Origin of the sequence: Citrobacter sp. wls829, assembly GCF_005280825.1 — a bacterium.
Lineage (GTDB): Bacteria > Pseudomonadota > Gammaproteobacteria > Enterobacterales > Enterobacteriaceae > Citrobacter > Citrobacter gillenii.
Genome location: NZ_SZWP01000078.1, coordinates 23,017 through 29,373 on the forward strand (window position 1 = coordinate 23,017; position 6,357 = coordinate 29,373).

General features: G+C 53.8%; 4 protein-coding genes and 1 pseudogene. 3 read left to right on the forward strand and 2 right to left on the reverse strand.

Annotated elements, in window-relative coordinates:
* The first annotated feature begins 31 nt into the window (after nucleotides 1-31).
* Together mfd and FDW88_RS17980 are read left to right on the forward strand one after the other, a co-directional pair.
* Entirely contained in the window at nucleotides 32-3,478 is a 3,447-nt protein-coding gene (gene mfd / locus FDW88_RS17975) for a transcription-repair coupling factor (protein ID WP_115258743.1), read from the forward strand.
* Between the two features lie 152 nt (nucleotides 3,479-3,630).
* Nucleotides 3,631-4,596 (forward strand): L,D-transpeptidase family protein, encoded by a 966-nt coding sequence (locus FDW88_RS17980; RefSeq protein ID WP_096757415.1) that lies wholly within the window; start codon nucleotides 3,631-3,633, stop codon nucleotides 4,594-4,596.
* A gap of 87 nt (nucleotides 4,597-4,683) precedes the next feature.
* On the opposite strand, the gene bhsA is transcribed toward FDW88_RS17980, so the two are convergent.
* Nucleotides 4,684-4,941, reverse strand: a complete 258-nt coding sequence (gene bhsA / locus FDW88_RS17985; protein WP_096759426.1) for a multiple stress resistance protein BhsA — start codon at nucleotides 4,939-4,941, stop codon at nucleotides 4,684-4,686.
* Between the two features lie 242 nt (nucleotides 4,942-5,183).
* Here bhsA and comR point away from each other — a divergent pair, with 242 nt between their 5' ends.
* Nucleotides 5,184-5,837, forward strand: coding sequence for a TetR family copper-responsive transcriptional repressor ComR (gene comR, locus FDW88_RS17990; protein WP_137363086.1), 654 nt, complete (start codon nucleotides 5,184-5,186; stop codon nucleotides 5,835-5,837).
* A gap of 81 nt (nucleotides 5,838-5,918) precedes the next feature.
* On the opposite strand, the pseudogene FDW88_RS17995 reads toward comR, so the two are convergent.
* Nucleotides 5,919-6,329 (reverse strand): annotated as a pseudogene (locus tag FDW88_RS17995) (glycine zipper 2TM domain-containing protein); the annotation flags it as partial.
* Between the last annotated feature and the right edge of the window lie 28 nt (nucleotides 6,330-6,357).

Here is a 6,357-nt window from a genome sequence, read left to right on the forward strand (position 1 = left end):
ACGTATATCTAAACGAGATCCTGACAACCTAATGCCTGAACAACATCGTTACACGCTCCCGGCGAAAGCTGGCGATCAGCGCCAGTTAGGTGAACTTACCGGTGCCGCCTGTGCCACGCTGGTGGCAGACATTGCCGAACACCACGCCGGCCCCGTGGTACTCATCGCACCTGACATGCAAAATGCCCTGCGCCTGCATGACGAAATTCGCCAGTTTACTGACCAGATGGTGATGAACCTCGCGGACTGGGAAACGCTCCCGTACGACAGTTTTTCACCGCATCAGGAAATCATCTCCTCGCGGCTCTCCACGCTATATCAACTGCCGTCCATGCAGCGCGGCGTGCTGATCGTACCGGTCAACACGCTGATGCAACGCGTGTGTCCGCACAGCTATCTGCACGGTCACGCGCTGGTGATGAAAAAAGGTCAGCGTTTATCGCGTGACGCGCTGCGTGAACAGCTGGAAAGTGCCGGTTATCGCCACGTTGATCAAGTCATGGAACACGGTGAATATGCCACGCGCGGTGCACTGTTGGATCTGTTCCCGATGGGCAGCGAGTTTCCCTATCGTCTTGATTTTTTTGATGATGAAATTGACAGCTTGCGTCTGTTTGATACCGATACCCAGCGCACGCTGGAAGAAGTCGACGCCATTAATCTGCTGCCCGCGCACGAATTCCCCACCGATAAAACGGCTATCGAACTGTTTCGCAGCCAGTGGCGCGACACCTTTGAGGTAAAACGCGACGCGGAACATATTTATCAGCAGGTCAGTAAAGGTACGCTTCCTGCCGGGATCGAATACTGGCAGCCGCTGTTTTTCAGCGAGCCGTTGCCGCCGCTATTCAGCTACTTCCCGGCCAATACGCTGCTGGTGAATACCGGCGATCTAGAAACCAGCGCCGAGCGCTTTCAGGCCGACACGCTGTCGCGCTTTGAGAATCGGGGCGTTGACCCGATGCGTCCACTTCTGCCGCCGGAATCACTGTGGCTGCGGGTGGATGAGCTGTTCTCTGAACTTAAACGCTGGCCCCGCGTTCAGCTGAAAACCGAGAGCCTGCCGAAAAAAGCGGCGAATACCAACCTCGGGTTCCAGAAGCTGCCAGACCTGGCCGTCCAGGCGCAGCAAAAAGCGCCGTTGGATGCATTACGTAAGTTCCTTGAAGCCTTTACCGGTCCGGTGATTTTCTCGGTAGAAAGTGAAGGCCGTCGTGAAGCTCTCGGTGAACTGCTCGCCCGTATCAAGATTGCGCCGAAGCGCATTTTGCGCCTCGATGAAGCGGTCGATGCCGGTCGTTATCTGATGATTGGCTCGGCGGAACACGGGTTTATTGATAGCAAACGAAATCTGGCGCTGATCTGCGAAAGCGATCTCCTCGGCGAGCGCGTGGCGCGCCGTCGTCAGGATTCGCGTCGCACCATCAACCCCGATACCTTAATCCGCAACCTGGCGGAGTTGCACCCCGGTCAGCCGGTGGTGCATCTGGAGCACGGCGTGGGGCGCTACGCCGGCATGACCACATTAGAAGCAGGCGGTATCACCGCTGAATACCTGATGCTCACCTACGCCAACGACGCCAAACTGTATGTACCCGTGTCGTCATTACATTTAATCAGCCGTTACGCCGGTGGTGCAGAAGAAAATGCGCCGCTGCATAAACTCGGCGGTGACGCCTGGTCACGTGCGCGGCAGAAAGCCGCCGAGAAAGTGCGCGATGTGGCAGCAGAGCTGTTGGACATCTACGCCCAGCGTGCGGCGAAAGAAGGCTTTGCCTTTAAGCATGACCGCGAACAGTACCAGCTGTTTTGCGACAGCTTCCCGTTTGAAACCACCCCCGATCAGGCGCAGGCCATTAACGCGGTACTCAGCGATATGTGTCAGCCGCTGGCGATGGATCGACTAGTCTGCGGCGACGTTGGCTTCGGTAAAACCGAAGTAGCGATGCGCGCCGCCTTCCTCGCCGTCGAGAACCACAAACAGGTCGCCGTACTTGTACCGACCACCCTGCTTGCTCAGCAGCACTTCGACAACTTCCGTGACCGCTTTGCCAACTGGCCGGTACGCATTGAGATGTTGTCGCGTTTTCGTAGCGCCAAAGAGCAAGCGCAGATCCTGGAGCAGGTCGCTGAAGGTAAAATCGATATTCTTATCGGTACCCACAAACTGCTACAAAGCGATGTGAAGCTAAAAGATTTAGGTCTGCTGATCGTCGATGAAGAGCACCGCTTCGGCGTGCGGCATAAAGAGCGAATCAAAGCGATGCGCGCTGACGTGGATATTCTGACGCTAACCGCAACGCCGATCCCTCGCACGCTGAATATGGCGATGAGCGGTATGCGCGATCTGTCGATCATTGCCACGCCGCCCGCCCGCCGTCTGGCGGTCAAAACCTTTGTACGCGAGTATGACAATCTGGTGGTACGCGAAGCCATTCTGCGTGAAGTGCTGCGTGGTGGTCAGGTCTATTATCTGTTCAACGACGTTGAGAACATCCAGAAAACTGCCGACAGGCTGGCAGAACTGGTGCCGGAAGCGCGTATTGCCATCGGGCATGGACAGATGCGCGAGCGCGAGCTGGAACGCGTGATGAACGATTTCCACCACCAGCGATTTAACGTGCTGGTGTGTACCACCATTATCGAAACCGGGATCGACATTCCGACTGCCAACACGATTATCATCGAACGTGCGGACCACTTCGGTCTGGCGCAGCTGCATCAGCTACGTGGTCGCGTGGGACGCTCGCATCACCAGGCCTACGCCTGGCTGCTGACACCGCACCCGAAAGCCATGACCACCGACGCACAAAAACGCCTCGAAGCCATTGCCTCACTGGAAGATTTGGGTGCAGGTTTTGCGCTGGCGACCCACGACCTCGAGATTCGCGGGGCAGGCGAACTGCTGGGTGAAGACCAGAGCGGCTCAATGGAAACCATCGGTTTCTCGCTGTATATGGAGCTGCTGGAGAACGCGGTGGATGCGCTCAAAGAAGGGCGTGAACCGTCGCTGGAAGATCTCACCAGTCAACAAACCGAAGTGGAACTGCGCATGCCGTCGCTGTTGCCGGATGATTTCATTCCCGATGTGAACACGCGACTGTCATTCTATAAACGTATTGCCAGTGCAAAGGGTGAAAATGAACTGGAAGAGATCAAGGTCGAGCTAATCGACCGCTTTGGCCTGCTGCCCGATCCTGCCCGCACGCTGCTGGATATTGCCCGTCTGCGCCAGCAGGCGCAAAAGCTGGGAATCAGAAAGCTCGAGGGTAATGAAAAAGGCGGTACCATTGAATTTGCAGAGAAAAACCACGTCAACCCAGTGTGGCTGATCGGTTTGCTGCAAAAACAACCACAGCACTTCCGCCTGGACGGTCCCACGCGCCTGAAGTTTATTCAGGACCTTGCTGACCGTAAAACGCGTATGGAGTGGGTGCGTCAGTTTATGCGCCAACTGGAAGAAAACGCCGTAGCATAGCCATCAGGCCGGGTGCAGTTCACCGTACGCACCCGGCCAGTTGAATTTACAAACTCTTTGCACTTCCCTGCACTTCCCGACACAGCAAACCGCCATAATTCCTGTTTACTTTTACATGATAAAAACCACGTAAAAACAATGGACTTATGGCAATGTTAAACAATAAGCAATTCTCTCGCTGGCTGACGTATTTTACGCTTGCCGCGTCTCTTGCGCTGGCGCTTCCGGCCCAGGCGAACACCTGGCCGCTGCCTCCGCCAGGAAGCAGACTGGTGGGTGAAAATACCGTACACGTTGTCGAAGATAACGGCGGTTCACTGGAAGCCATTGCGAAAAAGTACAATGTGGGTTTTTTAGCGCTGCTACAGGCTAACCCTGGCGTCGACCCTTTCGTGCCAAGAGCCGGTAGCGTATTAACCATTCCGCTGCAAACCCTGCTACCGGATGCCCCGCGCGAAGGGATTGTGATTAATCTTGCCGAGTTGCGTCTGTACTATTATCACCCAGGTAAAAATTCGGTGACCGTGTATCCGATTGGTATTGGTCAACTGGGCGGAGATACCCTGACCCCCACCATGGTAACCAGTATCTCTGATAAACGAGCCAACCCGACCTGGACCCCAACGGCCAATATCCGCGCCCGTTACAAAGCCAATGGTATCGACCTGCCTGCCGTCGTCCCTGCGGGTCCGGAAAACCCGATGGGTCATCATGCCATCCGCCTGGCGGCTTACGGTGGAGTCTATTTACTTCACGGTACCAACGCTGATTTTGGTATCGGTATGCGCGTCAGCTCTGGCTGTATTCGCCTGCGCGACGGTGATATTGAAACCTTATTCCGTCAGGTTACGCCAGGTACCAAGGTCAATATTATCAACACGCCAATCAAAGCCTCTGTTGAACCCAACGGCGTGCGCCTGGTAGAAGTGCATCAGCCGCTGTCGGAAAATATTGATGACGATCCGCAGGTGCTGCCGATCGTACTAAACGCGTCGATGAAGACGTTTAAGAATGCGGCACAAACGGATGCCTCCGTCATGGAACACGCTATGGAACTGCGTTCCGGGATGCCGGTAGACGTAACGCGTCATCACGACGTCAGTCAGCAGTCACTGTAAACAGTTGCCCATAAAAAACCCCCGCTGGATGTTATTCCGCGGGGGTTTTTTTAGTTAACTCGCAGTGGCATTGCGATGGGTTAAAACTTATTTGTAGATTACCGCTGTACCATGAAGAGTGTTAGGACCGGTCACAGAGGTAATACGGAACGATTTCGCCCCCATTTCATCTGCTTTCTGCGCCAGTTGATCTTCCAGAGAACCTAAGTTAGTCCCCGCATTCGCAGAGATAATCCCTACCTTCTGTTGGCCTTCAGGCGTGGCCTGAACTTCTACAGCGGCAAAGCTGGCAAATGAAAGTGAGCTCAGAACCGTAGCAAGCAGCAGCGTTTTTACGTTTTTCATAATAGTGACCTTATGCAGATGAATGTCTGTCGAAAAGATTAACTTAACGATCGATAGGGAAATCATAGATGTGATCCAGGTCACACGTCAATGTTTTTTTATAACGATCGTTATATAAAATGCAAAGGTCTTATTTTTCATATCAATAGAAACAAATTATTTTTATCGTGAATACACTGGAGAGTGTGGGAAAATATTTTTATAATGATTGTTCAATAAACCCAACCAGGTACGACGGCACCATGACAACTGAAACGACAGGTTGTGCAAAAAAAAGCCGTGGCCGACCAAAAGTGTTCGACAGGGAAGCCGCGCTTGATAAGGCCATGACACTCTTCTGGCAGCACGGATATGAAGCGACCTCGCTCGCCGATCTCGTGGAAGCAACCGGTGCCAAAGCGCCCACGCTGTATGCGGAATTCACCAATAAGGAAGGGTTATTTCGTGCCGTGCTGGACCGCTACATCACCTGCTTCGCTGCAAAGCACGAAGCCCAACTCTTTTGCGAAGAAAAAAGCCTCACCTGTGCGCTGGAAGACTACTTCACGGCAATCGCCACCTGCTTCACTAGCAAAGACACCCCGGCAGGATGTTTTATGATTAATACCTCCGCAACGCTTGCCGCCTCTTCCCGCGATATTGCGCACACGGTGAAATCCCGCCATGCCATGCAGGAGCAAACGCTGACCCAGTTTCTTCGCCAGCGCCAGCAACATGGTGAAATTCCGGCACACTGCGATCCGCAGAAACTGGCCGAATTTCTGAACTGTATTTTACAAGGTATGTCGATCAGCGCCCGCGAAGGGGCAACTTTTGAGAAACTGATGCAGATAACCCGGACCACGCTGCGTCTGTGGCCTGAACTGCTGAAAGAAGAAACCGCGCCTCTGGCCTGAACTCCGCATTAACCTTCTGATAAAAAAAGCCCCCCAGCCTGAGCGAATGGGGGGCTAATTAATGTACAGAGCAAGACTATTTTACGCGTTGTTATTCAGCACCAACTGGCCGTTGTTATCCAGTGGGATTTGCGAGCCAGGGTCTTTATCCATGCGGATTTTCCCCTGCTGATCGCCAATTTTGTAGGTCACGTCGTAACCCAGCATTTTTTCCGATTTGTCATACACTGTTTTACAGCGCTGCTGCGTACTGGTGTAGGTATCGTTTTCCTGCATCGAACCCTGGATCTGGTTACCGGCATAACCGCCACCTAATGCCCCTGCAACGGTGGCAATATCTTTACCGCGTCCGCCACCAAACTGATGACCGATAACCCCACCCGCAACAGCACCCAGCACTGAACCCGCAATACGATTTTCATCCTGCACCGGCTTACGGTGGGTAACCGTCACGTTACGGCATTCCTGACGCGGCGTTTTTACCGTTTCTTTGTAAGCGTCGTCTCAGCACCGTCTGGCA

Excerpts from the sequence above, each read along its gene's own strand:
- mfd (WP_115258743.1), top strand. The coding sequence starts at position 32 with ATGCCTGAACAACATCGTTACACGCTCCCGGCGAAAGCTGGCGATCAG.
- FDW88_RS17980 (WP_096757415.1), top strand. The coding sequence starts at position 3,631 with ATGTTAAACAATAAGCAATTCTCTCGCTGGCTGACGTATTTTACGCTT.
- bhsA (WP_096759426.1), bottom strand. The coding sequence starts at position 4,941 with ATGAAAAACGTAAAAACGCTGCTGCTTGCTACGGTTCTGAGCTCACTT.
- comR (WP_137363086.1), top strand. The coding sequence starts at position 5,184 with ATGACAACTGAAACGACAGGTTGTGCAAAAAAAAGCCGTGGCCGACCA.